Annotated in this window: 22 protein-coding genes and 1 pseudogene; 11 read left to right on the top strand and 12 right to left on the bottom strand. The window is 56.0% G+C overall.

Going from position 1 to position 24,167, the window contains the following annotated elements; all coding sequences use genetic code 11:
• Positions 1-144 precede the first annotated feature (144 nt).
• A complete protein-coding gene (locus HBO10_RS23395) occupies positions 145-885 on the top strand; it encodes a TonB C-terminal domain-containing protein (RefSeq protein ID WP_169904209.1) in 741 nt (246 codons plus the stop codon).
• 50 nt (positions 886-935) lie between these two features.
• Here the strand turns inward: HBO10_RS23395 and HBO10_RS23390 are convergent, their stop codons facing one another.
• Both HBO10_RS23390 and HBO10_RS23385 read right to left on the bottom strand, forming a co-directional pair.
• Positions 936-1,403 (bottom strand): hypothetical protein, encoded by a 468-nt coding sequence (locus HBO10_RS23390; RefSeq protein WP_078465746.1) that lies wholly within the window; start codon positions 1,401-1,403, stop codon positions 936-938.
• A gap of 4 nt (positions 1,404-1,407) precedes the next feature.
• A complete protein-coding gene (locus HBO10_RS23385) occupies positions 1,408-2,109 on the bottom strand; it encodes an ERCC4 domain-containing protein (RefSeq protein ID WP_078465745.1) in 702 nt (233 codons plus the stop codon).
• Positions 2,110-2,282: 173 nt separating this feature from the next.
• Here HBO10_RS23385 and HBO10_RS31675 point away from each other — a divergent pair, with 173 nt between their 5' ends.
• On the top strand, positions 2,283-3,200 hold the full coding sequence (locus tag HBO10_RS31675) for a TonB family protein (protein ID WP_153045939.1): 918 nt from the start codon (positions 2,283-2,285) through the stop codon (positions 3,198-3,200).
• A 78-nt stretch (positions 3,201-3,278) separates the two neighbouring features.
• On the opposite strand, the gene HBO10_RS23375 is transcribed toward HBO10_RS31675, so the two are convergent.
• The 4 genes from HBO10_RS23375 to HBO10_RS23360 all read right to left on the bottom strand — a co-directional run bounded on the left by HBO10_RS23375 (position 3,279) and on the right by HBO10_RS23360 (position 5,689).
• Positions 3,279-3,809 carry a hypothetical protein gene (locus tag HBO10_RS23375; RefSeq protein ID WP_078465743.1) on the bottom strand — a complete coding sequence of 177 codons (531 nt, stop codon included), beginning with the start codon at positions 3,807-3,809 and terminating at the stop codon, positions 3,279-3,281.
• Positions 3,810-3,848: 39 nt separating this feature from the next.
• Entirely contained in the window at positions 3,849-4,046 is a 198-nt protein-coding gene (locus HBO10_RS23370) for a hypothetical protein (protein ID WP_078465742.1), read from the bottom strand.
• Positions 4,047-4,792: 746 nt separating this feature from the next.
• Complete coding sequence (locus HBO10_RS23365) at positions 4,793-5,029, bottom strand: hypothetical protein (protein WP_078465740.1); 237 nt, start codon at positions 5,027-5,029, stop codon at positions 4,793-4,795.
• A gap of 84 nt (positions 5,030-5,113) precedes the next feature.
• A complete protein-coding gene (locus tag HBO10_RS23360) occupies positions 5,114-5,689 on the bottom strand; it encodes a hypothetical protein (protein ID WP_078465739.1) in 576 nt (191 codons plus the stop codon).
• 281 nt (positions 5,690-5,970) lie between these two features.
• Between HBO10_RS23360 and HBO10_RS23355 the strand changes: the two genes are divergently transcribed.
• Positions 5,971-6,132: a hypothetical protein gene (locus tag HBO10_RS23355; protein WP_161952140.1), complete on the top strand. Its 162-nt coding sequence runs from the start codon at positions 5,971-5,973 to the stop codon at positions 6,130-6,132.
• A 521-nt stretch (positions 6,133-6,653) separates the two neighbouring features.
• Here the strand turns inward: HBO10_RS23355 and HBO10_RS23350 are convergent.
• Positions 6,654-9,254 (bottom strand): autotransporter outer membrane beta-barrel domain-containing protein, encoded by a 2,601-nt coding sequence (locus HBO10_RS23350; protein WP_078465737.1) that lies wholly within the window; start codon positions 9,252-9,254, stop codon positions 6,654-6,656.
• A 602-nt stretch (positions 9,255-9,856) separates the two neighbouring features.
• On the opposite strand from HBO10_RS23350, the gene HBO10_RS23345 reads away from it, so the two are divergent.
• Complete coding sequence (locus tag HBO10_RS23345; protein ID WP_078465736.1) at positions 9,857-10,705, top strand: hypothetical protein; 849 nt, start codon at positions 9,857-9,859, stop codon at positions 10,703-10,705.
• A 74-nt stretch (positions 10,706-10,779) separates the two neighbouring features.
• Complete coding sequence (locus tag HBO10_RS23340) at positions 10,780-12,930, top strand: hypothetical protein (protein ID WP_078465735.1); 2,151 nt, start codon at positions 10,780-10,782, stop codon at positions 12,928-12,930.
• Between the two features lie 91 nt (positions 12,931-13,021).
• On the opposite strand, the gene HBO10_RS23335 is transcribed toward HBO10_RS23340, so the two are convergent.
• Positions 13,022-13,957 (bottom strand): recombinase family protein, encoded by a 936-nt coding sequence (locus HBO10_RS23335; protein ID WP_003089068.1) that lies wholly within the window; start codon positions 13,955-13,957, stop codon positions 13,022-13,024.
• A 301-nt stretch (positions 13,958-14,258) separates the two neighbouring features.
• Positions 14,259-15,272 (bottom strand): class 1 integron integrase IntI1, encoded by a 1,014-nt coding sequence (intI1, locus tag HBO10_RS23330; RefSeq protein WP_000845048.1) that lies wholly within the window; start codon positions 15,270-15,272, stop codon positions 14,259-14,261.
• Between the two features lie 527 nt (positions 15,273-15,799).
• Here intI1 and HBO10_RS23325 point away from each other — a divergent pair.
• From HBO10_RS23325 to HBO10_RS23305, 5 genes are all read left to right on the top strand, one after another.
• Positions 15,800-16,588 (top strand): ANT(3'')-Ia family aminoglycoside nucleotidyltransferase AadA4, encoded by a 789-nt coding sequence (locus HBO10_RS23325; RefSeq protein WP_004356282.1) that lies wholly within the window; start codon positions 15,800-15,802, stop codon positions 16,586-16,588.
• A gap of 121 nt (positions 16,589-16,709) precedes the next feature.
• Entirely contained in the window at positions 16,710-17,114 is a 405-nt protein-coding gene (locus HBO10_RS23320; RefSeq protein ID WP_169904211.1) for a hypothetical protein, read from the top strand.
• A gap of 190 nt (positions 17,115-17,304) precedes the next feature.
• Positions 17,305-17,652 (top strand): quaternary ammonium compound efflux SMR transporter QacE delta 1, encoded by a 348-nt coding sequence (locus HBO10_RS23315; protein ID WP_000679427.1) that lies wholly within the window; start codon positions 17,305-17,307, stop codon positions 17,650-17,652.
• Positions 17,646-18,485: a sulfonamide-resistant dihydropteroate synthase Sul1 gene (sul1, locus tag HBO10_RS23310; RefSeq protein ID WP_000259031.1), complete on the top strand. Its 840-nt coding sequence runs from the start codon at positions 17,646-17,648 to the stop codon at positions 18,483-18,485. The genes HBO10_RS23315 and sul1 overlap by 7 nt, the downstream gene beginning before the upstream one ends.
• A 127-nt stretch (positions 18,486-18,612) precedes the next feature.
• Positions 18,613-19,113: a GNAT family N-acetyltransferase gene (locus tag HBO10_RS23305; RefSeq protein ID WP_000376623.1), complete on the top strand. Its 501-nt coding sequence runs from the start codon at positions 18,613-18,615 to the stop codon at positions 19,111-19,113.
• Positions 19,114-19,203: 90 nt separating this feature from the next.
• On the opposite strand, the pseudogene HBO10_RS23300 reads toward HBO10_RS23305, so the two are convergent.
• Positions 19,204-20,727, bottom strand: a pseudogene (locus HBO10_RS23300) (Tn3 family transposase); the annotation flags it as partial.
• Between the two features lie 61 nt (positions 20,728-20,788).
• On the opposite strand from HBO10_RS23300, the gene HBO10_RS23295 reads away from it, so the two are divergent.
• Positions 20,789-21,541 (top strand): IS6 family transposase, encoded by a 753-nt coding sequence (locus HBO10_RS23295; RefSeq protein ID WP_000602738.1) that lies wholly within the window; start codon positions 20,789-20,791, stop codon positions 21,539-21,541.
• Positions 21,542-21,962: 421 nt separating this feature from the next.
• On the opposite strand, the gene aph(4)-Ia is transcribed toward HBO10_RS23295, so the two are convergent.
• Entirely contained in the window at positions 21,963-22,988 is a 1,026-nt protein-coding gene (gene aph(4)-Ia / locus HBO10_RS23285) for an aminoglycoside O-phosphotransferase APH(4)-Ia (RefSeq protein WP_000742814.1), read from the bottom strand.
• 228 nt (positions 22,989-23,216) lie between these two features.
• Positions 23,217-23,993 carry an aminoglycoside N-acetyltransferase AAC(3)-IVa gene (aac(3)-IVa, locus tag HBO10_RS23280; RefSeq protein WP_169922119.1) on the bottom strand — a complete coding sequence of 259 codons (777 nt, stop codon included), beginning with the start codon at positions 23,991-23,993 and terminating at the stop codon, positions 23,217-23,219.
• Positions 23,994-24,167 lie beyond the last annotated feature (174 nt).

Here is a 24,167-nt window from a genome sequence, read left to right as displayed (position 1 = left end):
CGCTTATACATCCCCACGACCCGAGACGTGAATTTGGTGACCCCCTTTTGAATGGAGTCATCACTGGATCACGGGGAGAATATCCAGCGCTAGGCAGCCCGCCTAGCCGCCTGAAGGCGTGAATCCCTGAAGTGATGGAGCGCTATGCGAGCCCTAATTAAAAATCTTAGCCAGGTTGAGGGCGACGCCTCAACCGTTAACGTTAAGCGGACGACACTCGTCGCCGGCGCACTTATCACCATCGTCGTTCTGATGGTCCTGGTAGTCATCGCGTTCTATGCTTCCTTCAAGGCTATGAGTGCTGCGAATGCGGTGGATGATGCCTGGCAAAGTCAACGTGAGCGGATCCTCAACATCGAGGCTAAGTCAGTGCAGGCCAGCAGTGACGCGGCCGAGGTTAAGATCAGCCAAGCAGCCATCCAGCAAAAACAGCTTGCCTCCGAAAAGAGCATTGCCAGCCTGCAGCAGTCGATCGAACAGTCACAGTCCTACCGCACAGCAAAAGCCGCGCTCGATGCTGAGCAAGAGGCCGCTGTGGCCAAAATTGAGGCTGCGAAGGCTGACGCTCAGAAGCAGGTAGAAGAAGCAGAGAAGAAGGGCGTTGAGAATTTCGACAAGATGCTTGTCGCTCGCCTTCAGAGTCGATGGATGCGTCCTGAGTCAGCCACTTCTCCCGTGTCAGTAGAGGTTCTAGTCCAATTCGCTCCAGACGGCACCATTACCAACGCACTGGTGCCGACTTCCAGCGGTTCGAAGGACGTGGACGACTCAGTGATAAAGGCTGCTGCTGATTTGGCCAAAATTCCTGAAATGGCCACGGTGAATCGTGCGATATACGTGAAATATCTTCGCCAGCGCACAGTGAAGTTCGAAGCCGGCGCGTAAGCAATTGAGGTAGGGAAAGACAAGAAGGCCCCTAAATTAGCGGGCCTTCCTTATGCAGCTGTGGGAACGAAGTTCGCGGGTATCTCGTATGCTCGTATTCCAACAGAAGTACAGTCTTCAGACTCACTACACTCATCCTCAAGCGCTGAGTCATCAAAGCCCGAGACAGCCTCAATTTTCACTTGATAAGGTTTATGGTCTGGGCCTAGCTCAACAAATACCTCTGCATCAGCGCTATATCCCGTCAGCGCCTCGATAACTGCACTTGTCAGATCGTATTCTTCTTTCGAATCCCGGAGAAACCATTCTGGGTCATCAAGCGAGCTCGCACATTTCCCGTGCTGTATCTCAAAAGCGCGAATGAGCACTGAGATCCCGGCTTTTGAACTGGCATCCGCGACCAGTCTGATGCTTTCGATCGATACACAGTACGGCTCACCGTCCTCTCCAAGGGTCACAAAAATGCAGCTATCTGCATCAAACTTGCGAAGGGTCTTAACCAAGTTTGAAATTTTCATATGATTAAACCAGTGACTTAGGTGCAGGCTGGTCAGCCAGCAGGGTTGGCTGATCGTCAGCAGACACCCCTTCGGGCAGTTCGTAGTGAATCCCTTCGAAAATTGCTTGAGCCTTTTTTGGCCCTATACCTTTTACCGCGCACAGCTCATCTATCGAGGCGTTGTTGACCCTGAAAACAGAGCGGAAATGATTGAGCAGTTTTCGGGCGGCTACAGGACCACAACCGCACTTCCCCTCTAGATCGAATAGTGCCTGGCCAATACCCGCCGGTACTTTCCCTTTGCGCATGGGAGGTTCATACCCCAGCCCTGTCTGGGCGTGTTTCGCCATTCTATAAATTATCCCCGCAGCCCGCTTCGGGCTTTTGTACCAGATGACAGTTTGACCCAAAACCACTGCAAGGTAGCTCAACGCACCATCTAGTGCGTCAGGGTGGATCTGCGATCTGACGGCAAAAATGTCGCCTTCTATCAACCAAATGACTTTCTTGAAGTTCAGCCCCATCTTGTTGGCCTGGTTGATAAACCGGCTATCTATGATGCTGGCGCAGAAATCCGCAGCCGTCTTGCGCTCGACCACTAGGTTCGCTTCCAAAACGTAATCGCCAGTTTCGAGATTCCCGGTTGCGATTTCAGCACCCAGCTCACGAAGGGCTTCGGGGATGCGCGATGGAATTTCCCGGGAGTCGACAAATATCTTGACCATTTCGGTTCCTGGTCCGGTTTAGGAGTGTCTTCAATATAACGACTGTGCCCGTTTCTGCCACTTCGAACTGCATACTGAAAAACCATCATCCCTACTGGATTCGGGCACCCTGTTTTGGCTTTGAATTCCCTTATAAGCCGTTACCCTATCCGCACCAACAAGAGGGATGAGTGGTGACTGAAAAGCATCTGGCGCTCCTAGCGTCGACAATTTCATTGGTCCTAGCAACCATGTCTGCCACAGCGCTGATCATGGTCAACTCTGCACGCACCGAGATGAAGACCCAGCATGAAGAGAGCCAGCGGGAGATCGGGAAACTGAACTCGCTTGTTTCGCAGCTAAAAGATAACCAGATTGCCATGCTGCCGCTCCTGGGGCGCCCAAGTGAGATTTCCACGCCACAAGAGCAGGCACCCCAAGATGAGGTCCAGTCTGTTGCATCAAGTCAAGCCGATACGAGCAATGACCAGCCAGATGCGGCGACAGCCGTAACCGAACCCCACCCGACTCCTAAGGTTGCTGTACGGGAATCGCAGCACGATATCCCGGTGGGTATCGCAAAGCCCGAAATCCCTCTAGGGCCGGCTGCCCCGACTCCTGCCGGCGTAAAAGTCTTCAAAGCTACTGACTCTCGGATCGAAGAGTCCCCGGTGCGTGAAAGTGGAGCTCCTCAGGCGAGTATCGGAAATGCTGGGGACACAATCCTTGCGGCTTTCCAAACCCCAACAATGGGGTTAAAGCCCCACCCTGTACTTGATCAGATCAAAGCACCCGTTGTAGTCGAAGAGCCCAAGGTGCTGGAGAGTGTGGACGGGATTCTCGTATCGAAGATCATCTCAAACTGGAAGCGGCCTGAAAGCGCCCGGAACGGTATGGCCGTCGAGATCGTGATCAAGATGGGGCGTAAGGGTCATATTGAGTCGGCAAAGGTGGTCAAATCGAGTGGTGACAAGGCATTCGACTCCTCTGCGACTTCTGCCATCCTGGCTGTCAAGCAGCTGCCTGAAATGACCCAGGTCACCGACGGTACGTACAAGCGCCTTTACCAAGAACGCAGAGTTCGCTTCAGCCCTGAAGACCTCTCGGGCTAAACCAGCTGCTTCAAAAAAGCCGACTAGATGTCGGCTTTTTCGCATATGTACATCAGTCTACTTTCGACTGCTTGGCAGCTATGCCTGCACCGCCGTTGCATAAGCATGTTGAGCATCAGCGTCCTTAACAATTTCGACTTCAAACTCAACGAACTCTTCAGCTAAGGCCTTGTTGATAGCCTCAACCTCCAGATCCGTAATCCCGGTAACCCCTGGCCAGATTCGGACGTAAGCAGCTTCGCGCGGAAACATAAAACGGCCTCGGGTGTACGACTCGCGCAGGACAACATCCACGAGCGTTTTCTGAAAAGCATCGGAACTGATGATAAATCGTAAGTCTGACGAGAATTTGCCACTGAAGTGCTCGGCACCTTCGATTTCGATCACGTTAGGTTTTACGTTCAGATACACCCGATTTCGTACAGCTTTCCGAGTGAACAAAATCAGCCAAGTGCAAATAGCCATACAACTAGCTGTACAAACGGTTACTGGCCAGAAAATTTCTTTAGGTACATAGCCGCGCCACAGGAATGAAAGGCAGCACCAACCAATAAAAATCAACGGAGGTGAAATGAGCTTCCCAATTTGCTTGCCCTGTATTTCCTTCAAAGTGATTCCTCTTTAAGTCGTCAGTTCCAAAGCCGCCCATTAGCCTTTTAAAACAGGTTTTCTCGATCTCAAGCGGTATTTTCTGTACAGATGAATAAGGACAGCTTCAACACTGCTCACCACAACAATGGCTATCAAGAAATTGGTCAGCGTAGCGCTGAAATAGATGAGGCAAGCCATCATGGCCAGATGTCCCAGGCCACTGATGATCATGTTCATCCTTGCGATGCGTGTCATTGCTAACTCCCATACTGGAGACTTTATACGGCCTAATTCTTAGCGAGCGGCGTCTTCCGCCTGAACCTGGGTATCCAACAGATCCATCACTGACGGCGCATCAATCTCTCTTCCGATCCGCCCATACGCCGGCACAGTCTCATCACCTAACATGAGAGTGAGGGATGGTGTTTCATTCACTCCAAACTGCTCACGAATGCTGTGGGTAGCCGCGTCGGGGGTTTCGATACGAATAAGCCTATAGCCAGCAAGTTTGGGGTTTACGCTCGGATTCAAAACTGTCAAATCCAAAACTGAAGAACATGCAGTACAGCCAGGCGCGGTCCAAAGGATCAGACTCTTCTGTCGCGCCGCAACGGCCGCTGCTATCAGGTTCCGCCCTTCCCCTTCGTTGTTTGCAAGCTTCCATAGCGATTCATGTGTTTGTGCTGGTGGCTGCAAGCTCCTGAGCGGCGTTGTAGGGGCCTCGTGACCGGCGAGCCCACCACCAATTGCACAGGCGCCGTAAACGATTAGGAATACCCCGAGAGTCTGCCTCATGGCAGGGCGAAGCGGCTCAGTTCGCCTCATCAGGAAAATAACACCTGAAATAGCAGATAGGAGGCCAAAGGATGCAAGCCCCGCAGATGACCAGGTCGCAGCTGGCAAAACGGCGACAGCGGCAATCCCGGCCAAGGTGAAGGCTGACGCCCCCCAGAACACCGGTGAGCCAACTTTTAACCAATCGTGCCTACCTATGCGCGGTATCAATGCTTTGTTGCCTCTTCAGCAGATTCGGCTTCACTGGCTAGGAAGGTTTGAATCAGCTCAGGATCGGCCCCGACCCACTTCAACGCATCAGACATCAGATTAAATCCCCGTGTGCTCGCGTCGGTTTTGCTTATGGTTTTTTTGACCTTTTCATCCATGACGACCCATGTTTTCTTGGTGTCTTCAATCAGATCAACGACTGAAATCAAACCGCTCTTGGACGCGACTAGCATGGGTGAGTTCTTATGTTTTGGGGGGTGTGCCCATTCAGACCCAATGCTAGGTCCCAGATCTGTCACTAGCAAACCAAACACATGCTACGAAATCGTGTTGCTCGTTCGACCCTTGCAAGCTTTGATTAATCTGTGCGCGAGCATCGCCCACTTGAGGTAGGCATCAAGCCGCTCTACATACCCAGTGCCGGGCTTGCTCGTGCTTTCTCCGATTCTGAACAGCTGAAGCTCTGTATCACAAAGTGAGATCCTTAGAACCAGGATGCCGCGGATGGATTTTATGTGGTCATGAGCTTCTTTCGGCGACATGCCTGCCAGGCCGAACAGCGGCAGTTCGCAATAATGGCAACTAGAGAGATTTACGCCGTTCCACAGCAGCGAGGCTGTCCAAGGGTTTTTTGAGGCTTCCCCACTGTTTTTTGTGCACTCACTGCAGACGACCTGCCAACGCTTTCGCTTGCCCGGGCGCTTTACCTCGGTGAGGATCGCGCCACTTGAACAGGAGTCGCAATCGAAAAGCGCCACGACCCTTGGGTCATGAGAGCCAAAAGCAAGCGTTGGTACCGCACATGAACCCTGAGATGTGGCCAGAAGCAGTTGCAGCGCTTCTTTTTTGCCGGCCAAGCTCAGCTTCTGATGTCCCTTGGACAATCCAGGCATAACAGCATTCCTTGCTTCCGGCCGAAGCCGGCTATTTACCGCGACTTACAAAGCAACGGGGTGGTAGAAAAGCGATTCCACAGGGTCCCGTATCCATCATTGTGTGTTGCGTCTACGACAACGATTTCCACGCAAGAGCCGTCAAGCTGAGCGCTGTAGGCCTGCGCGACTGAAGGGGGAACCACTGGGTCGTTGGAACCAACAATGTGTCTTTGGGGAATCTGAGCAAGCCGTGCTTTGTACGCCAAAGGGGTGATGGGGGCTTTGAGTGGGCTCAGCTTGTGGAGCTTTGTCCAAAATACCGGGTCTACGTTGCCGGCAATGGTCTGCACCTGGTCAACATCATCGCGCATACCGGCCAGCACGAGCGCGACCTCACCACCGCCCGAGTGCCCAACCAGTTCAAAAGTCTCTACATTGAAGCGACGTTTCAAGGCAGTTAGGGCTGAATCCATAGAGTCGATGGCCGGCTTACCGAAGCGTGATCCAGTCCAGACATCAAGGGTGCAGGCGCTGGACCTTACAAACTGACATGGCCTGGCCAAGTACGCCGCGGATGTTAAATCCTCAGCTGCAAACTGAAGCATGAGTGAAGAGTGTGGGGTTGGATCAGTGCTCGGTTGGGAGGATGTTGCCCAGGCGTGGCCGTCCCCCTCTATGTACACACGTAGGTGCTTGTAAGTCCCCGGTGCGGGAACCATTCCCTGAATAGGAAATGTAGGTGTCTGTAGCACGGCTCCTCTCAAGGAGCCTGTCGAAAACTGGGCAAGGTTTACCGGTGATGCACAGCCTCCCAGCAAAGCAGCACTGGCTAGGGCGATGCTGGTGATCATAGTCTTAAGCATTTTCAGCCTCTCTCTAATGCATCTCTCGATAGCGTCCCTCAAGGAGGCTATCGGCAAGTGCATCCAAAAGAATAACGGCCAGCAATGCTGGCCGCTTCTTCTAACATCCTGAATTTATTCTAGAAATCGTATCGGGCCTTGACCGTGAAGGTATCGGCATTGAAGTCGGTTTTCTTGAGGTAGGAGTAGCTCGCGCCTACCGTAACCGCACCGATCGAGTAGTCAGCGCCCAGGCCCAGCTCGAGGCTGTTGCGAGCGCTAGACGCGCCCGAGGACACGAATGGAGAGCCGCCCAGTGTGTAAGTGCTGGTGGTGTTCGCCTTGTCTCCGATGAAGTCGTGGTAAGCCATGGCCGTCGCCGAAGGCTTCAGCGTACCGTTCATGAAGCTGAAGTCCTTGGCGACACGAACGCCGCCGCCGATTTCACCTACTTCGATACGCTGGCCACCGACGCTGAGAGCAGCACTGGAGTTTTTCTCGGTGTAACCATCGATCTTCAGGTTGCTGTAGCGCAGAGCAGCACGTGGTTCGACGAGGAAGCCGTTGTCGAAGTTGAAGCCGTAACCGCCCAGTACGTTGATACCGAACAGGTCACTGTCGTAGTCGCCTTTTGCAACGGTGTCTGCGATGTCACGCTTGCTGGTGTTTTCGTTCTTACCGATGGTCACGCTACCGTCTACGAAAGCAGGGCCTTGGTTCCAGCTGCCGTAGGCAGTCAAAGCGTATGCATCGACGTCGGTCTTGTTGTACAAGCCGTTCACTTTCGAGTTGATGTAGCTGTAGGCAAGACCCAAGGTCAGGTCCGGGGTCAGCTTGCCGTCAGCACCGATGACGATACCGCTGCTGTAAGCGTTGTAGCCTGCAACACCATCACGCGAGCCTTGGTCTGCATCCGAGTACAGTCCTTTGACCCATACGCCGGTATCTTTCAGCACGTCACCGGAGGACATGCCGCGAACTTCAGCATTGCGGCCGTTCAAAGCGTTGGAAACCAGAGATTGGCCGCCCAGTGCAGCTTGAGTCGAGCCACCGTTCACGTTCGGGGACAATTGCTCAGCCAAGCGAGCCAGCTGCTGTTCATCAGCATTGGCGAAGGCTTTGAAGACCTTGTCGTTTGCATCCAACTTGCTCAGGACGCTGTCAGTGAAGGGGCGGATAGCGCGGGATGCATTACCTGAAGCGCCCATCTTGGCGATCAGGTCGGCAACAGTCGAACCAGACTTGCCGGTAACGGTTGCGGTCACTTGGTCGCCGCTAACGTTGAAGCCGGTGATGTTCAGTAGTGCGGAGCTGCTCACCACGGACAGACCGTTGTCGGTCAGCGTACCGGCTTTCACCAGAGTGTAGGTGGTGCCTTGGCTGTTGCCGGTGAAGTCACCCGGGTTAGCGGTAACACCGATTTTGCTGCCACTGGCGAAGGTAGCGTTACCGGCCACATTCAGGATTGGAGTTGCCGGGTTGGTTTGATCGCTGACTCGAAGTTGCAGCGTCCCCGCCGAGGCTACGTTCATATCACCAGTAAAGCTGGTACTGGTAGAAGCCAGGTAAAGGGTGCCCGAGTTCACATCGACCAAGAATGCTTCGATCTCTTGGCCATTGAAGGTGCCATTGCCGTCGACCTGGACGAGGTTCAGGCCTTCCATGTTGCCGGTGATAGTGCCGGCAGTCCACTCGAGGCGGGTTTGGAAGTTACCGTTGATGGATTTCTCGCCGCCGACGATCGATCCGCCGTTCTGGTGAATTACAAACAGATTATTCGCATTGTCATCTCCGCCCTCGGAAGGGTCGTAGTTGACGCTTTCCACGCTGATCCCGGTACCAGTCGAAATGATGTTGCCGGTGTTGATGATGCCGTTGGTGGCAGTCTTCACTTCCGGGGCCAGTGAGTCGACGACGCGGATGCCCACCGCGTTGTCACCAGAGACCTGGATGGTGCCGATGTTGTTAAGGGCGTTAAAGTTCAGGCTTTTGATGACGATGCCGGAGGTGTTGCTGCCGCTGCCTGCGATAGTGCCTTCGTTGATGACGTCATGGCCGAAGTTGATTTTTTCCAGGCTGATGCCGGCCGAATCATTACCAGACACGGCGATATTGCCTTTGTTGATGACGTCTTTACCGATGGTGCCCAGATTACTTGTACCGGTGGATGTGAAGGCGTAAATGCCTTTAGAACCCGTGCCACTAACCGAGAGCTTGCCAGTATTGATCACATCGCCACCGATCTGGGTATTACCCAGTTCGATAGCGCGAGGGGTGTCGCTGTCGATGGTGTTGTCAGCGCCGACCAGGGACATGTTGCCATTGTTGACAAAATTGCCGCCGATCGTAGCGCCGTCAGTAACGATACCTACTGGGGCCATGCCGGAGAGTTCGAAGTTCCCGTTGTTGGTGAGGTTGCCACTGACGGTGGTAGGTACTGCATCGCCGTCGTCCGAGGAATCCAAGTCCAGCGCATCAACGAATTGACCGTGAGCGGTTACATTCGCGTTATTGGTCAGGTCGCCGGTAATGGTTGCACCTTTAAAGCCGGTACCATCTTGATCCGCTTCGCGGTTTGCGTTGCCGGATAGGGTTACATTGTTGTAACTGACTCGAGAGTAAGCCACCTCGCTGGCTCCACTAACATCCTTGTTCAGGTCGGCAGGAACAGCCAGTGCGCTGGCGCTTGCAGCGGTGATGGCCAGGGCCAGGAAGGTCTTGCTCAGTGTGTGTTGGCTCACTTGTTGAATCCTTGCAATGTGTGGGGGGTCCGGCGTCCGTAAGGGCTAAAATTTGCTTCGGATGCTGGCTGCGGAAAAGAGCATAACGACCAAAATCATTTCGACCAGTCAAAATGGGTGGACAAAATCCTCATCCGCAGAACGCCTTTGTAGCAACCCTGATACGTCTCCAAAACGGGTGCTTAGTTAGCACACTACCGTTCGTCAGACAAACTGAACTCTCAGGGAATTTTCAAACCACTGTTTTATATACGTTTTTTTTGAGGATAAAAAATTAATTTCCTCAGATTGGGACTGAATGCTCTGTGAAGGGTTTCACAGACGAAGGTGTCAATGTACTATCACTCCCCGAAGCCAATAAATTGGCTCATAAAGTTTGGCGTGCTGGGAATTATCCCGCCGTCAGACACACGTGTAGAGGGGGAGACCTGGTCTCTCTGCCTGTAGTTGACGGCACCGACGGCTGGGAAATATTTCCCCGCTACTCGCTAGGGAAGGTCGTACCCATTTTTTGGGCGCGGCCTCCGTCCCTGTCTTGTCTGCTATAAGGCCGAGTCCAGTCAATGGACAGCCCCCTCACAAATAAATGTAGGGGGTGAGCAGTGCACAATCAGATTCTGGACCTGAATCCGAAATTGGCTGATAAGGCTAAGGCAGCCGAAACGGCAGCCTTGAACGATTTCCACGAGAAAGTCGTCAAGCTATCTGAAACCTTCTCTATAAAGGAGACGGCCCGACTTCTTCGTGTCAGTACCGGATTTCTGAGGACGCACTCAATACAGCGCGGGGTGACGTTTGCCGATCGTGAAAGCCGCACCCCTGCAGAGAAGCGTAAAGTCAAAAAGCTCTGGGATCACTATCTGATCCACTATGAGACCCGCCAGGTCCAAGCCCCTACCCCATTTGTTAAGCCCGGTGACCTAGCCATCAATCCCGGTCTGGAGCTCAAAAGCCGCCGCGCCTGGGTCAATGGTCAAAATGCGTTCCTCGCCCGTTGTGTCGAACTTTCTGAACTGTTCACCGTTGCAGAAGCAGCTGACATCCTTAAGGTCAGCCATCGCTTCCTCAAAACCTACGCATACAATGAGCAAATCACATTCGTTGGCGGCCCTTCGCTGGATGTGAAGAACGAGTTCTATTGCCGAGCTGAGAAGCTCGCTGCGGACAAAGCGCCGATCCAGGCAGCTGCCCAGACCCTCAACGTCACCACTCGGTTCCTCACAGGATTTGCCAAACACTGGCAACTGCCCTTCATCTTCCCTGAGTCTGTCGATTCCGCCGCCGAATCCGACGATATCTCCTTTATGGAAGACATGTGCATCGACGAGGACGGTGATGACGAACTTGTAATGTCGGATGCTGATTCCGACAGCGACTCGGTCACCTCCTCCCCTTACTACGACCGGCCGACGAATAAGCAAGCTTACGGCTCTTCGTACGCTCAGTTCTAAATGGCCCATACGCCTGGGAATCCAGAAGTCTGGCGTTAGGTTGGGCTTCTCCCCTTCCTAACCAAGGACCAATCATGGACGCTGCCGTAGAAACTGTTTCAACTGCTGATACCGAGCTTTGTGTTACCGATATCTCGATTTCTGATCAGATTAACGGTAGCGGAGACTCCCAAGAGAGTGACGGAAGGCTCCGTCTCAGCTACATAGTGCCACCAGCATTCCGGCAACCAATGGTAAATCAGGCAGCCTGGACCACTTGGTATGGCTCTCCAAAGGCCATCGCTGACGTTACCGATGTTTTGATGCGGTTACGTAGCCCGAAGCTCAATAACGTTCGGGGCCTAGCCACTTTCAACCTGCCCAAAGGGCGGAGTGTGCCCCCGGCAACGATAATGCTTAGTTTTCTGGGCGTTGCCGAGCACCGGCACATTGTGGCCGAGGTTATGGGGGATGAGTTCGATCGCATTGACTTAGGCTCCAAGCTTGAGTTCAACCTCGGTCAGCTGCTTGGTAATAAGGCCCGCGATCAACTGCGCACCATGGCACAAACCTCCGCTGCTACTGATCTTGTCAGCCATATTGAAAGATGCTTCCCGATCATGCGCAGCCTTTTCCAGGCAGGCGTATTTTACCGTGAGCTTGCACTGCCGCTTTTATACCTGGGAGCACTGAAGGATCGGCTTGCAGATAGCTCTCAGAAGCTTAATCAGACCGATCGCTTTCGCATTGATATGGCTTTGTCTGTCTTGCTCAATGCACTGCCATCGCCGTTTTCTGGGGTGATCCTAGGAACCTGTGAGTCGATTCTTAAAGTGTTCCCTGAGCAAGCGGCCAAGGAAGAACGGTTGATCGCCAAGCGGGGTCCAATGGACCCTGCTGTGCCGCTTGCTGAGCAAATGTCTGAGAACGGGTTTGCAAGCCTCGTCCAAGAGGTTGTGACGTTCCACTACAGTTCGAGCGCAGGTCGAAAGCAACCACTCCCAGCCTTGCTCAATGCCGCCGAAGCAGCAGCTTTAGCCTTAAGTCCCGGCGAAAACGTGCTGACTATTGTATACAAGCAATTCTGTGATGACTTTGCACTCCCTCGATGGAACGCGCTCACTGAGTCATTGCAAAAGCATGCAGGATCGATGGAGGTGCCCTTTGATCACAAGGCTCTCCCGAGGGACCTCATCGGCCGGGCAATTGAGCAGCCTAAAGGTCACACCTGTGAAGCCGTCCAATTGCTTCGGGGGCTTATCCAGTTCAACCATGCGCATATGGATGTCGAAGCTTTCACAAAACGCGCAGATAAGCAGTTAGCCAAGGCCCGCGAGTTGGAGTCACAGATCTCAACGTTGGGCGCGAACCTTACCGCGAGCGCGATGATCAAGATCGCCAGCCTGGCTCAGGCCGGCAGCGAAGAGATCATGGCCAACCGTAATTGGTTCAAAACCGAGGTCGAAAGTCTTTCACCACTGGTACGCACCTGGCAGCGGTTCTATGAGGAGTGGGATCGTTTGCTGCGTAAAGGTTCGCCTGGTCCAAACAAGCACGCCGCTTCCTTGGCGGTCGTCGAGAAGCTCCACAAGCAGCCTGCAGCTCCTACAGCGACCTCACCAGAGGTTGAAGACCTTCAAACCCAAATTGAGACTCTTAAGGGCCTGCTTGAGCAGAAGGACATCGACAGCAACGAGATGCGTGTTGAGCTCTACAACCTGCGGCTTTTCAAGGAAAACCTGGGTCTGCCCGTTCACCGGCCTGAACCGTTGGCTTTGAACATGGACATGATGCGTCGCGTAGCTATGCGTGACTCGATTACGCCCACGGACGTACTCATGTTCATCGAATCTGTTTCTGAAGGGCGCGTTGTGGTGCTGGATTCTGCTTGGAAGTCTGCCAAAGAGGCGGCGTCTTTCCAGCAGACCGGGCGCATGCTGGACGTTATCACCACGATGGTATTTCCGTATTACGATTCGCTTATGGCCGGCAATCCCGACTCGACGGCACGGGCCATTCTCGGCAACTCGTACTCAGCAAACGAATCTGAAACTGTTAGCTCGCATCGCCGTCTGCGGGCGCAGCGCGAATTTGAATATCAGGGCGAGATCCATTTCTTCGAACGTCACCTCAAGGCTGGCAATGGCGCTGGTCTTGAGGGTATGCGAATTCACTTTGATATCATCGATGGCAAGGTAGTGATCGCCTACACCGGGCCACACCTGGAGTGCTCATCTAGTAACTGATCGAAGCATCAATTACCGTCGTCGCCCTTTACTTCAGATGGCGTCGACGGTGGGGTTTGGGGAGCAATGGAACCAAAAACCAACGTAAGCCCTACCACCTGCGCTCGGTGCCTTCTTCCCAGGCATCCGCCTCGATGAAGCAGTTGCGCATGTCGGCTTCCTGGCTGATCTCGGTCAGCAGGTCGTGCACGGTCTTGTCCAGCTCGTCGTCGCTTCGATACGAAATGGCCAACTCGTAGTGGCCCGACTCCAGCCGTTTCATGCCGTAGGGTTCCAGGCAGTAGCGCTCGATGTTCTCCTTGGCCCGTTTCCGGCCGCGCACGAACTTGCTGTTATTCACCACCGCCAGGCGCAGGGTGACGGTGGCCACCCGCTCGACAGCGGGCGGCTCTGCCGGCGATGACGACGAGGCCGTGATCTGCTGATCGCGTGACCGGGCGCTCTTCTGGTATGCGCCGATCTCGACACCCCGGTGGCGCAGGTAGCTGTACAGTGTGCTCTTGGAGATGTGTAGCTTCTCGCCGATGGCGCTGACGCTCAGGCGACCCTCGCGGTACAGCGTTTGCGCCGCCATGGCGGTGGCCTCGGCCTTGGCGGGCAGACCCTTGGGACGGCCACCGATCCGGCCCCGCGACCGTGCGGCCGACAGGCCCGCCTGAGTCCGCTCGCGGATCAGCTCGCGCTCGAACTCGGCCAGCGAGGCGAACAGGTTGAACACCAGGCGGCCTTGGGCATGGGTGGTGTCGATGGGGTCATTCAGGCTCTGCAAGCCGACCTTACGCTCTGCCAGCTCGCCGACCAGCTCGACCAGGTGCTTGAGCGAGCGCCCGAGGCGATCCAGTTTCCAGATCACCACGGCATCACCCGGACGCACGTTGGCCAGCAGTTTGTCCAGTTCCGGACGGGCGCTTTTCGCGCCGCTGGCGATGTCTTGGTAGATGCGTTCGCACCCGGCCTGTTTCAGGGCATCGACTTGTAGGTCGGCTTTCTGATCCCGAGTGCTCACTCGCGCATAACCGATCTTCATCAAAAGTACCGTTTACTCGACTACGTTAGTAATAGTTGAACTTTGATAAAGCGTACCAGTTATTTGAACCGTAGCGTGGGGAGCTTAACGAACCGAGCCTGTCGTTTTCAGAAGACGGCTGCACTGAACGTCAGAAGCCGACTGCACTATAGCAGCGGAGGGGTTGGATCCATCAGGCAACGACGGGCTGCTGCCGGCCATCAGCGGACGCAGGGAGGACTTTCCGCAACCGGCCGTTCGATGCGGCACCGATGGCCTTCGCGCAGGGGTAGTGAATCCGCCAGGATTGACTTGCGCTGCCCTACCTCTCACTAGTGAGGGGCGGCAGCGCATCAAGCGGTGAGCGCACTCCGGCACCGCCAACTTTCAGCACATGCGTGTAAATCATCGTCGTAGAGACGTCGGAATGGCCGAGCAGATCCTGCACGGTTCGAATGTCGTAACCGCTGCGGAGCAAGGCCGTCGCGAACGAGTGGCGGAGGGTGTGCGGTGTGGCGGGCTTCGTGATGCCTGCTTGTTCTACGGCACGTTTGAAGGCGCGCTGAAAGGTCTGGTCATACATGTGATGGCGACGCACGACACCGCTCCGTGGATCGGTCGAATGCGTGTGCTGCGCAAAAACCCAGAACCACGGCCAGGAATGCCCGGCGCGCGGATACTTCCGCTCAAGGGCGTCGGGAAGCGCAACGCCGCTGCGGCCCTCGGCCTGGTCCTTCAGCCACCATGCCCGTGCACGCGACAGCTGCTCGCGCAGGCTGGGTGCCAAGCTCTCGGGTAACATCAAGGCCCGATCCTTGGAGCCCTTGCCCTCCCGCACGATGATCGTGCCGTGATCGAAATCCAGATCCTTGACCCGCAGTTGCAAACCCTCACTGATCCGCATGCCCGTTCCATACAGAAGCTGGGCGAACAAACGATGCTCGCCTTCCAGAAAACCGAGGATGCGAACCACTTCATCCGGGGTCAGCACCACCGGCAAGCGCCGCGACGGCCGAGGTCTTCCGATCTCCTGAAGCCAGGGCAGATCCGTGCACAGCACCTTGCCGTAGAAGAACAGCAAGGCCGCCAATGCCTGACGATGCGTGGAGACCGAAACCTTGCGCTCGTTCGCCAGCCAGGACAGAAATGCCTCGACTTCGCTGCTGCCCAAGGTTGCCGGGTGACGCACACCGTGGAAACGGATGAAGGCACGAACCCAGTGGACATAAGCCTGTTCGGTTCGTAAGCTGTAATGCAAGTAGCGTATGCGCTCACGCAACTGGTCCAGAACCTTGACCGAACGCAGCGGTGGTAACGGCGCAGTGGCGGTTTTCATGGCTTGTTATGACTGTTTTTTTGTACAGTCTATGCCTCGGGCATCCAAGCAGCAAGCGCGTTACGCCGTGGGTCGATGTTTGATGTTATGGAGCAGCAACGATGTTACGCAGCAGGGCAGTCGCCCTAAAACAAAGTTAAGCTCAGATAGCCATGCGCTACCGACAGATGGGATTGGCGAACAGGTTCCCCACGATGTTTAGCATTGTGCATGGAACGGAAATTGCAGCATTTACAATTACTTATAAAAATGATATTGAGCGAAGCGTAGTGAACGTTCGCCGCATAACTCAAAGACGTTGATGCGGACGACGTTCACTACGCTTCGCGCTAAATAACAAGTTTGCGGAGGCGGTTTTTTGCTATCGCCAGTCACACAAACAAAGGGAGGGGAAGCGTGATCCAAACCAGTTCCGTGGATGCATGGCCATCTGCGCCTAACGCCTCGTTAGAGCGAACACCGCTCGCTTCGCTCCCGGCTTACGCCCCTTCGGGGTGTCGCTCAACTCGAACACGTTAGGCATCTTCATGGGTGAATTCTTTCCTGCACAAATTTCCGAGCAGCTATCCCACGCTCGCGGGGTGATCGAGCGCCATCTGGCTGCAACGCTGGACACAATCCACCTGTTCGGATCTGCGCTCGATGGAGGGTTGAAGCCGGACAGCGACATCGACTTGCTCGTGACCGTCAGCGCCGCACCTAACGATTCGCTCCGGCAGGCACTAATGCTCGACCTGCTAAAAGTCTCATCACCGCCAGGCGATGGCGGACCATGGCGACCGCTGGAGGTGACTGTTGTCGCTCGAAGCGAAGTAGTGCCCTGGCGCTATCCGGCGCGACGTGAGCTTCAGTTCGGTGAGTGGCTCCGCCACGACATCCTCTCCGGAACGTTCGAGCCTGCCGTTCTGGATCACGATCTTGCGATTTTGCTGACCAAGGCGAGGCAACACAGCCTTGCTCTGCTAGGTCCATCCGCAGTCACGTTCTTCGAGCCGGTGCCGAACGAGCATTTTTCCAAGGCGCTTTTCGACACGATTGCCCAGTGGAATTCAGAGTCGGATTGGAAGGGTGACGAGCGGAACGTCGTTCTTGCTCTTGCTCGCATTTGGTACAGTGCTTCAACGGGTCTCATTGCTCCTAAGGACGTTGCTGCCGCATGGGTATCGGAGCGTTTGCCTGCCGAGCATCGGCCCATCATTTGCAAGGCACGCGCGGCGTACCTGGGTAGCGAGGACGACGACCTAGCAATGCGCGTCGAAGAGACGGCTGCGTTCGTTCGATATGCCAAAGCAACGATTGAGAGAATCTTGCGTTGAGCAGCACGTGCGAAAAGTGCATCGACCGGCGCCCAGGCATCTGATGCCTAACTCCGCGTTGAAGTGGACGGGCTGCGCCCGCCGCTCAACTATGCGTTGGGCATTCACACGAGGGGAGATAATGAGAACTCAATGGAAGAAGTTTGGTTTTGGGGTCGCGCTGACCGCGTTGTCTACCGTCGCGGTTGCTGACCCAACAGCACAAGATGTTATTTCTGCGTTCAAGAATGCTGGTCTTGAAGCAGAAAATCCCACCCCAATGGGGCCAAGAAACTATGGCCTTGCCCCCTACGTCTGCAAAGGCGTTCGTTTTCTCATTCCCTCGCTGGGCGAGGATAGCGGCGGCAGGGCTCTTGCTTGTCCAAACGCGGCTGACAGGGATGCCATAGCTGGTTACTACGAACGCCTTGGAAAGAAAAGTGCAGCGTTTTTTTCTTGGGTTTTTGTTAAAGGCAATGTTGTCGTGCAAATAAACGGCGACCTCGAAGAAGAAAAAGCAAGAAAGTACGAGCGCGCCATTCCATGACCTATTTGCCCAACAAGCGCTTCGAGAGGGACGCTCCAACAGCCGGCTTCGCCGCCTGTTTCCGCGCCCCTCAAGCTAAACGTTAGATGCACTAAGCACATAATTGCTCACAGCCAAACTATCAGGTCAAGTCTGCTTTTATTATTTTTAAGCGTGCATAATAAGCCCTACACAAATTGGGAGATATATCATGAAAGGCTGGCTTTTTCTTGTTATCGCAATAGTTGGCGAAGTAATCGCAACATCCGCATTAAAATCTAGCGAGGGCTTTACTAAGCTTGCCCCTTCCGCCGTTGTCATAATCGGTTATGGCATCGCATTTTATTTTCTTTCTCTGGTTCTGAAATCCATCCCTGTCGGTGTTGCTTATGCAGTCTGGTCGGGACTCGGCGTCGTCATAATTACAGCCATTGCCTGGTTGCTTCATGGGCAAAAGCTTGATGCGTGGGGCTTTGTAGGTATGGGGCTCATAATTGCTGCCTTTTTGCTCGCCCGATCCCCATCGTGGAAGTCGCTGCGGAGGCCGACGCCATGGTGACGGTGTTCGGCATTCTGAATCTCACCGAGGACTCCTTCTTCGATGAGAGCCGGCGGCTAGACCCCGCCGGCGCTGTCACCGCGGCGATCGAAATGCTGCGAGTCGGATCAGACGTCGTGGATGTCGGACCGGCCGCCAGCCATCCGGACGCGAGGCCTGTATCGCCGGCCGATGAGATCAGACGTATTGCGCCGCTCTTAGACGCCCTGTCCGATCAGATGCACCGTGTTTCAATCGACAGCTTCCAACCGGAAACCCAGCGCTATGCGCTCAAGCGCGGCGTGGGCTACCTGAACGATATCCAAGGATTTCCTGACCCTGCGCTCTATCCCGATATTGCTGAGGCGGACTGCAGGCTGGTGGTTATGCACTCAGCGCAGCGGGATGGCATCGCCACCCGCACCGGTCACCTTCGACCCGAAGACGCGCTCGACGAGATTGTGCGGTTCTTCGAGGCGCGGGTTTCCGCCTTGCGACGGAGCGGGGTCGCTGCCGACCGGCTCATCCTCGATCCGGGGATGGGATTTTTCTTGAGCCCCGCACCGGAAACATCGCTGCACGTGCTGTCGAACCTTCAAAAGCTGAAGTCGGCGTTGGGGCTTCCGCTATTGGTCTCGGTGTCGCGGAAATCCTTCTTGGGCGCCACCGTTGGCCTTCCTGTAAAGGATCTGGGTCCAGCGAGCCTTGCGGCGGAACTTCACGCGATCGGCAATGGCGCTGACTACGTCCGCACCCACGCGCCTGGAGATCTGCGAAGCGCAATCACCTTCTCGGAAACCCTCGCGAAATTTCGCAGTCGCGACGCCAGAGACCGAGGGTTAGATCATGCCTAGCATTCACCTTCCGGCCGCCCGCTAGCGGACCCTGGTCAGGTTCCGCGAAGGTGGGCGCAGACATGCTGGGCTCGTCAGGATCAAACTGCACTATGAGGCGGCGGTTCATACCGCGCCTGGGGAGCGAATGGACAGCGAGGAGCCTCCGAACGTTCGGGTCGCCTGCTCGGGTGATATCGACGAGGTTGTGCGGCTGATGCACGACGCTGCGGCGTGGATGTCCGCCAAGGGAACGCCCGCCTGGGACGTCGCGCGGATCGACCGGACATTCGCGGAGACCTTCGTCCTGAGATCCGAGCTCCTAGTCGCGAGTTGCAGCGACGGCATCGTCGGCTGTTGCACCTTGTCGGCCGAGGATCCCGAGTTCTGGCCCGACGCCCTCAAGGGGGAGGCCGCATATCTGCACAAGCTCGCGGTGCGACGGACACATGCGGGCCGGGGTGTCAGCTCCGCGCTGATCGAGGCTTGCCGCCATGCCGCGCGAACGCAGGGGTGCGCCAAGCTGCGGCTCGACTGCCACCCGAACCTGCGTGGCCTATACGAGCGGCTCGGATTCACCCACGTCGACACTTTCAATCCCGGCTGGGATCCAACCTTCATCGCAGAACGCCTAGAACTCGAAATCTAACGTCCGTTCGGGCATCGAGGTCCATGTCGGGGTGGGACGGGCCCGTGGCTTCAAGATGGGGTCGTTTGCGGGAGGGGGCGGAATCCTACGCTAAGGCTTTGGCCAGCGATATTCTCCGGTGAGATTGATGTGTTCCCATCCGAGCGGCGAAACATGGGCCAAGAGATCGGGCGATAGCAGCTTTCCATCGCGTTTCTGGTTTGCAACGACCTCGCCGAGCTTCATGGTGTTCCAGAAGATGATGATGGCGGCGAGCAGATTCATGCCGGCGATGCGGTAATGCTGGCCTTCGGCGGAACGGTCGCGGATTTCACCGCGGCGGTGGAAGCTGATTGCCCGCTTCAGCGCATGATGAGCTTCGCCTTTGTTGAGCCCGATCTGGGCACGCCGTTGGAGTTCGGCATCCAGAATCCAGTCGATCATGAACAGGGTGCGCTCGACGCGACCGACTTCCCGCAGGGCTGTCGCGAGCTCGTTCTGCCGCGGATAGGAGGCGAGTTTCCGCAGAATCTGGCTTGGCGCGACGGTCCCGGCAGCAATGGTGGCGGCGATGCGCAGGATGTCGGGCCAATTGCGCTCGATCATGGCTTGGTTGACCTTTCCGCCGATCAACGCTCGCAGGTGCGCCGGGGCGGCCGACGGATTGAACGCGTAGAGCCGTTTGGATGGCAGGTCGCGGATGCGCGGAGCGAACCGGTAGCCGAGAATGGCACATGCGGCAAAGACGTGATCGGTGAAGCCGCCCGTGTCGGTGAACTGCTCGCGGATATGGCGTCCAGCATCGTTCATCAGCAGGCCATCGAGGATGTAAGGCGCTTCGCTTGCCGTTGCAGGAATCACCTGGGTTGCGAACGGCGCATATTGGTCGGAGACGTGGCTATAGGCTTTCAGGCCCGGGGTATTGCCATATTTCGCGTTGACCAGGTTCATGGCCTCACCTTGCTCTGTAGCGACGAAGAACTGTCCGTCGCTCGAAGCCGACGTGCCCATGCCCCAGAACCGGGCCATGGGTAACGCTGCCTGTGCCTCGACCACCATGGCCAGCGCCCGGTCATAGGCTTCGCCCTCGACATGCCACCGTCCAATGCGGATCAATTCCCAGAAGGTGTGGGTGTTTGTCGCATCCGCCATTTTGCGCAAGCCGAGGTTGATCCCTTCCGCCAAGATAACGTTCATTAGCCCGATCCGGTCAGCGCAGGGTGCTCCTGTGCGCAGATGGGTGAACGCTTCGGTGAAGCCGGTCGCCGCATCCACCTCCAGCAGGAGATCGGTGATGCGCGTGGGCGGGATCTGCTTGTAGAGATCGAGCACCAGATCTTCGGCGCCTGTCGGCGCGGCGGCTTCGAGTTTCTCGATATGCAGAACGCCGTTTTCAATCGACCCGCCCGGGATCGTGCCTGCGCGAGCGGCACGGCCAAGCTCGCGCAACCGCATGTCGAGGCGAGCTTGCCGGTCTGCCAGCCATTCCTCCGGCCGCAATGGCACAGCGAGACGACCGCCTTCCGCGATGGATTGTGCCGGAACGAGTGCGTGTTTCAGATCGCCATAGCGCCGGGACCTAGTAAGCCAGACATCTCCGGAGCGGAACGCATGGCCTTGTCGCAAATTCTTCAGGTTAACTCGATGTTGACCATGGGGAGAGAAGTTGCCGCTCCTGATATTGCGGAGCGAGCCGATGATTTTGAATACCATTGCCGAAAAGCTGAAGCGCCAGTCGAAGGATGATTTCAAGGGCAGGCATTTCGAGGCCTGGCTGATTGTACAGGCGGTTGCCTGGTACTTGCGCTACCCGCTCAGCTATCGTGACTTGGAAGAGATGTTTCGCGAGCGGGGCTTCGAGGTCGATCATAGCACGATCAACCGCTGGGTATTGGCTTATGCACCTGTCATCGAGAAACGGCTGCGGCAGTTTCGTCGACCCCATTGCGGCTCGGTCCGGATTGATGAGACCTATGTCAAGATCCGCGGCAAATGGCGCTATCTGTACCGAGCCATCGATAAGCATGGCAATCCGGTGGATTTCCTGCTGACCGCTAAGCGCGATCTCGACGCTGCCAAGCGGTTCTTCCGAAAGATGCTTAAAGATGAACCCTTGTTGTCGCCGAACAGGATTGGGACGGACGGGGCCAACACCTTCCCGTCAACGATCAAAACGTCGGTTGATGATGGGCTTCTCCATCCCGATCCCGTGCATTATGTGACCAAACATCTCCAGCAGGGGATTGAGAGCGACCATTTCCGGGTGAAGAAGAACATGCCGAAGATCGGCGGTTTCCAATCCTTTAACACGGCGCGGCGAACCATCGCGGGTTTCGAGGCGATGCTGTGGCTGCGGAAGGGCTTTGGCTTTTCAGGCGGCTGGACCGTCAATGACCAGAATGATTTGCTTGCGCGCCTCTTCGGACTGCAAAAGGTTAACAAAGCATGAAAATACCGGCCTTGGCTGGGTGATAGCTGCCTCCAAAAGTGTTTGCGACACGCCCGGAACAATTCAGCCACTGCACCCATGTTCCGAGTTGGTGTGGTTTGCGGATCGTATGCCGGCATCTCGTTGCGCAAGATCTGCACCCAATCGGCAGGCACGGGCGGCGATCTCCAATCTGCGGGATCAGTCAGATCACCCGAGTGCGTGGGCATGACAATCGTGCCCTGGGGACCAACACAATCCAGAAGGGCCTGAATCACTGCGACCGGCCCTCCCGCGACCCAGCCGAGCGAGCTTAGCGAACTGTGGACGAGAACTGTGCCACCAAGCGTAAGGCCGTTCTCTCGCATTTGCCTTGCTAGGCTCGCGCGAGTTGCTGGCTGAGGCGTTCTCGAAATCAGCTCTTGTTCGGTCGGCATCTACTCTATTCCTTTGCCCTCGGACGAGTGCTGGGGCGTCGGTTTCCACTATCGGCGAGTACTTCTACACAGCCATCGGTCCAGACGGCCGCGCTTCTGCGGGCGATTTGTGTACGCCCGACAGTCCCGGCTCCGGATCGGACGATTGCGTCGCATCGACCCTGCGCCCAAGCTGCATCATCGAAATTGCCGTCAACCAAGCTCTGATAGAGTTGGTCAAGACCAATGCGGAGCATATACGCCCGGAGCCGCGGCGATCCTGCAAGCTCCGGATGCCTCCGCTCGAAGTAGCGCGTCTGCTGCTCCATACAAGCCAACCACGGCCTCCAGAAGAAGATGTTGGCGACCTCGTATTGGGAATCCCCGAACATCGCCTCGCTCCAGTCAATGACCGCTGTTATGCGGCCATTGTCCGTCAGGACATTGTTGGAGCCGAAATCCGCGTGCACGAGGTGCCGGACTTCGGGGCAGTCCTCGGCCCAAAGCATCAGCTCATCGAGAGCCTGCGCGACGGACGCACTGACGGTGTCGTCCATCACAGTTTGCCAGTGATACACATGGGGATCAGCAATCGCGCATATGAAATCACGCCATGTAGTGTATTGACCGATTCCTTGCGGTCCGAATGGGCCGAACCCGCTCGTCTGGCTAAGATCGGCCGCAGCGATCGCATCCATGGCCTCCGCGACCGGCTGCAGAACAGCGGGCAGTTCGGTTTCAGGCAGGTCTTGCAACGTGACACCCTGTGCACGGCGGGAGATGCAATAGGTCAGGCTCTCGCTGAATTCCCCAATGTCAAGCACTTCCGGAATCGGGAGCGCGGCCGATGCAAAGTGCCGATAAACATAACGATCTTTGTAGAAACCATCGGCGCAGCTATTTACCCGCAGGACATATCCACGCCCTCCTACATCGAAGCTGAAAGCACGAGATTCTTCGCCCTCCGAGAGCTGCATCAGGTCGGAGACGCTGTCGAACTTTTCGATCAGAAACTTCTCGACAGACGTCGCGGTGAGTTCAGGCTTTTTCATATCTCATTGCCCCCGGACGAGCGTCTGCTCCGCCATTCGCCGTCCGCCGTGCCAATCGGATCAGCCGTCCAAATGCGGGATTTTCGTTAGTCGGAGGCCAAACGGCATTGAGCGTCAGCATATCATCAGCGAGCTGAAGAAAGACAATCCCCGATCCGCTCCACGTGTTGCCCCAGCAATCAGCGCGACCTTGCCCCTCCAACGTCATCTCGTTCTCCGCTCATGAGCTCAGCCAATCGACTGGCGAGCGGCATCGCATTCTTCGCATCCCGCCTCTGGCGGATGCAGGAAGATCAACGGATCTCGGCCCAGTTGACCCAGGGCTGTCGCCACAATGTCGCGGGAGCGGATCAACCGAGCAAAGGCATGACCGACTGGACCTTCCTTCTGAAGGCTCTTCTCCTTGAGCCACCTGTCCGCCAAGGCAAAGCGCTCACAGCAGTGGTCATTCTCGAGATAATCGACGCGTACCACCTTGCCATCCTGAAGAATGGTGCAGTGTCTCGGCACCCCATAGGGAACCTTTGCCATCAACTCGGCAAGATGCAGCGTCGTGTTGGCATCGTGTCCCACGCCGAGGAGAAGTACCTGCCCATCGAGTTCATGGACACGGGCGACCGGGCTTGCAGGCGAGTGAGGTGGCAGGGGCAATGGATCAGAGATGATCTGCTCTGCCTGTGGCCCCGCTGCCGCAAAGGCAAATGGATGGGCGCTGCGCTTTACATTTGGCAGGCGCCAGAATGTGTCAGAGACAACTCCAAGGTCCGGTGTAACGGGCGACGTGGCAGGATCGAACGGCTCGTCGTCCAGACCTGACCACGAGGGCATGACGAGCGTCCCTCCCGGACCCAGCGCAGCACGCAGGGCCTCGATCAGTCCAAGTGGCCCATCTTCGAGGGGCCGGACGCTACGGAAGGAGCTGTGGACCAGCAGCACACCGCCGGGGGTAACCCCAAGGTTGAGAAGCTGACCGATGAGCTCGGCTTTTCGCCATTCGTATTGCACGACATTGCACTCCACCGCTGATGACATCAGTCGATCATAGCACGATCAACGGCACTGTTGCAAATAGTCGGTGGTGATAAACTTATCATCCCCTTTTGCTGATGGAGCTGCACATGAACCCATTCAAAGGCCGGCATTTTCAGCGTGACATCATTCTGTGGGCCGTACGCTGGT

The organism is Pseudomonas sp. WS 5503, assembly GCF_012985385.1.
Classification (GTDB): Bacteria; Pseudomonadota; Gammaproteobacteria; order Pseudomonadales; family Pseudomonadaceae; genus Aquipseudomonas; species Aquipseudomonas paracarnis.
This window is presented reverse-complemented; position numbering and strand designations above follow the sequence as displayed.

Coding starts and splice junctions, on each gene's coding strand:
- HBO10_RS23395 (WP_169904209.1), top strand. CDS start 145: ATGCGAGCCCTAATTAAAAATCTTAGCCAGGTTGAGGGCGACGCCTCA.
- HBO10_RS23390 (WP_078465746.1), bottom strand. CDS start 1,403: ATGAAAATTTCAAACTTGGTTAAGACCCTTCGCAAGTTTGATGCAGAT.
- HBO10_RS23385 (WP_078465745.1), bottom strand. CDS start 2,109: ATGGTCAAGATATTTGTCGACTCCCGGGAAATTCCATCGCGCATCCCC.
- HBO10_RS23370 (WP_078465742.1), bottom strand. CDS start 4,046: ATGACACGCATCGCAAGGATGAACATGATCATCAGTGGCCTGGGACAT.
- HBO10_RS23365 (WP_078465740.1), bottom strand. CDS start 5,029: ATGCTAGTCGCGTCCAAGAGCGGTTTGATTTCAGTCGTTGATCTGATT.
- HBO10_RS23360 (WP_078465739.1), bottom strand. CDS start 5,689: ATGCCTGGATTGTCCAAGGGACATCAGAAGCTGAGCTTGGCCGGCAAA.
- HBO10_RS23340 (WP_078465735.1), top strand. CDS start 10,780: ATGGACGCTGCCGTAGAAACTGTTTCAACTGCTGATACCGAGCTTTGT.
- HBO10_RS23335 (WP_003089068.1), bottom strand. CDS start 13,957: ATGAAGATCGGTTATGCGCGAGTGAGCACTCGGGATCAGAAAGCCGAC.
- intI1 (WP_000845048.1), bottom strand. CDS start 15,272: ATGAAAACCGCCACTGCGCCGTTACCACCGCTGCGTTCGGTCAAGGTT.
- HBO10_RS23325 (WP_004356282.1), top strand. CDS start 15,800: ATGGGTGAATTCTTTCCTGCACAAATTTCCGAGCAGCTATCCCACGCT.
- HBO10_RS23320 (WP_169904211.1), top strand. CDS start 16,710: ATGAGAACTCAATGGAAGAAGTTTGGTTTTGGGGTCGCGCTGACCGCG.
- HBO10_RS23315 (WP_000679427.1), top strand. CDS start 17,305: ATGAAAGGCTGGCTTTTTCTTGTTATCGCAATAGTTGGCGAAGTAATC.
- sul1 (WP_000259031.1), top strand. CDS start 17,646: ATGGTGACGGTGTTCGGCATTCTGAATCTCACCGAGGACTCCTTCTTC.
- HBO10_RS23305 (WP_000376623.1), top strand. CDS start 18,613: ATGGACAGCGAGGAGCCTCCGAACGTTCGGGTCGCCTGCTCGGGTGAT.
- HBO10_RS23295 (WP_000602738.1), top strand. CDS start 20,789: ATGATTTTGAATACCATTGCCGAAAAGCTGAAGCGCCAGTCGAAGGAT.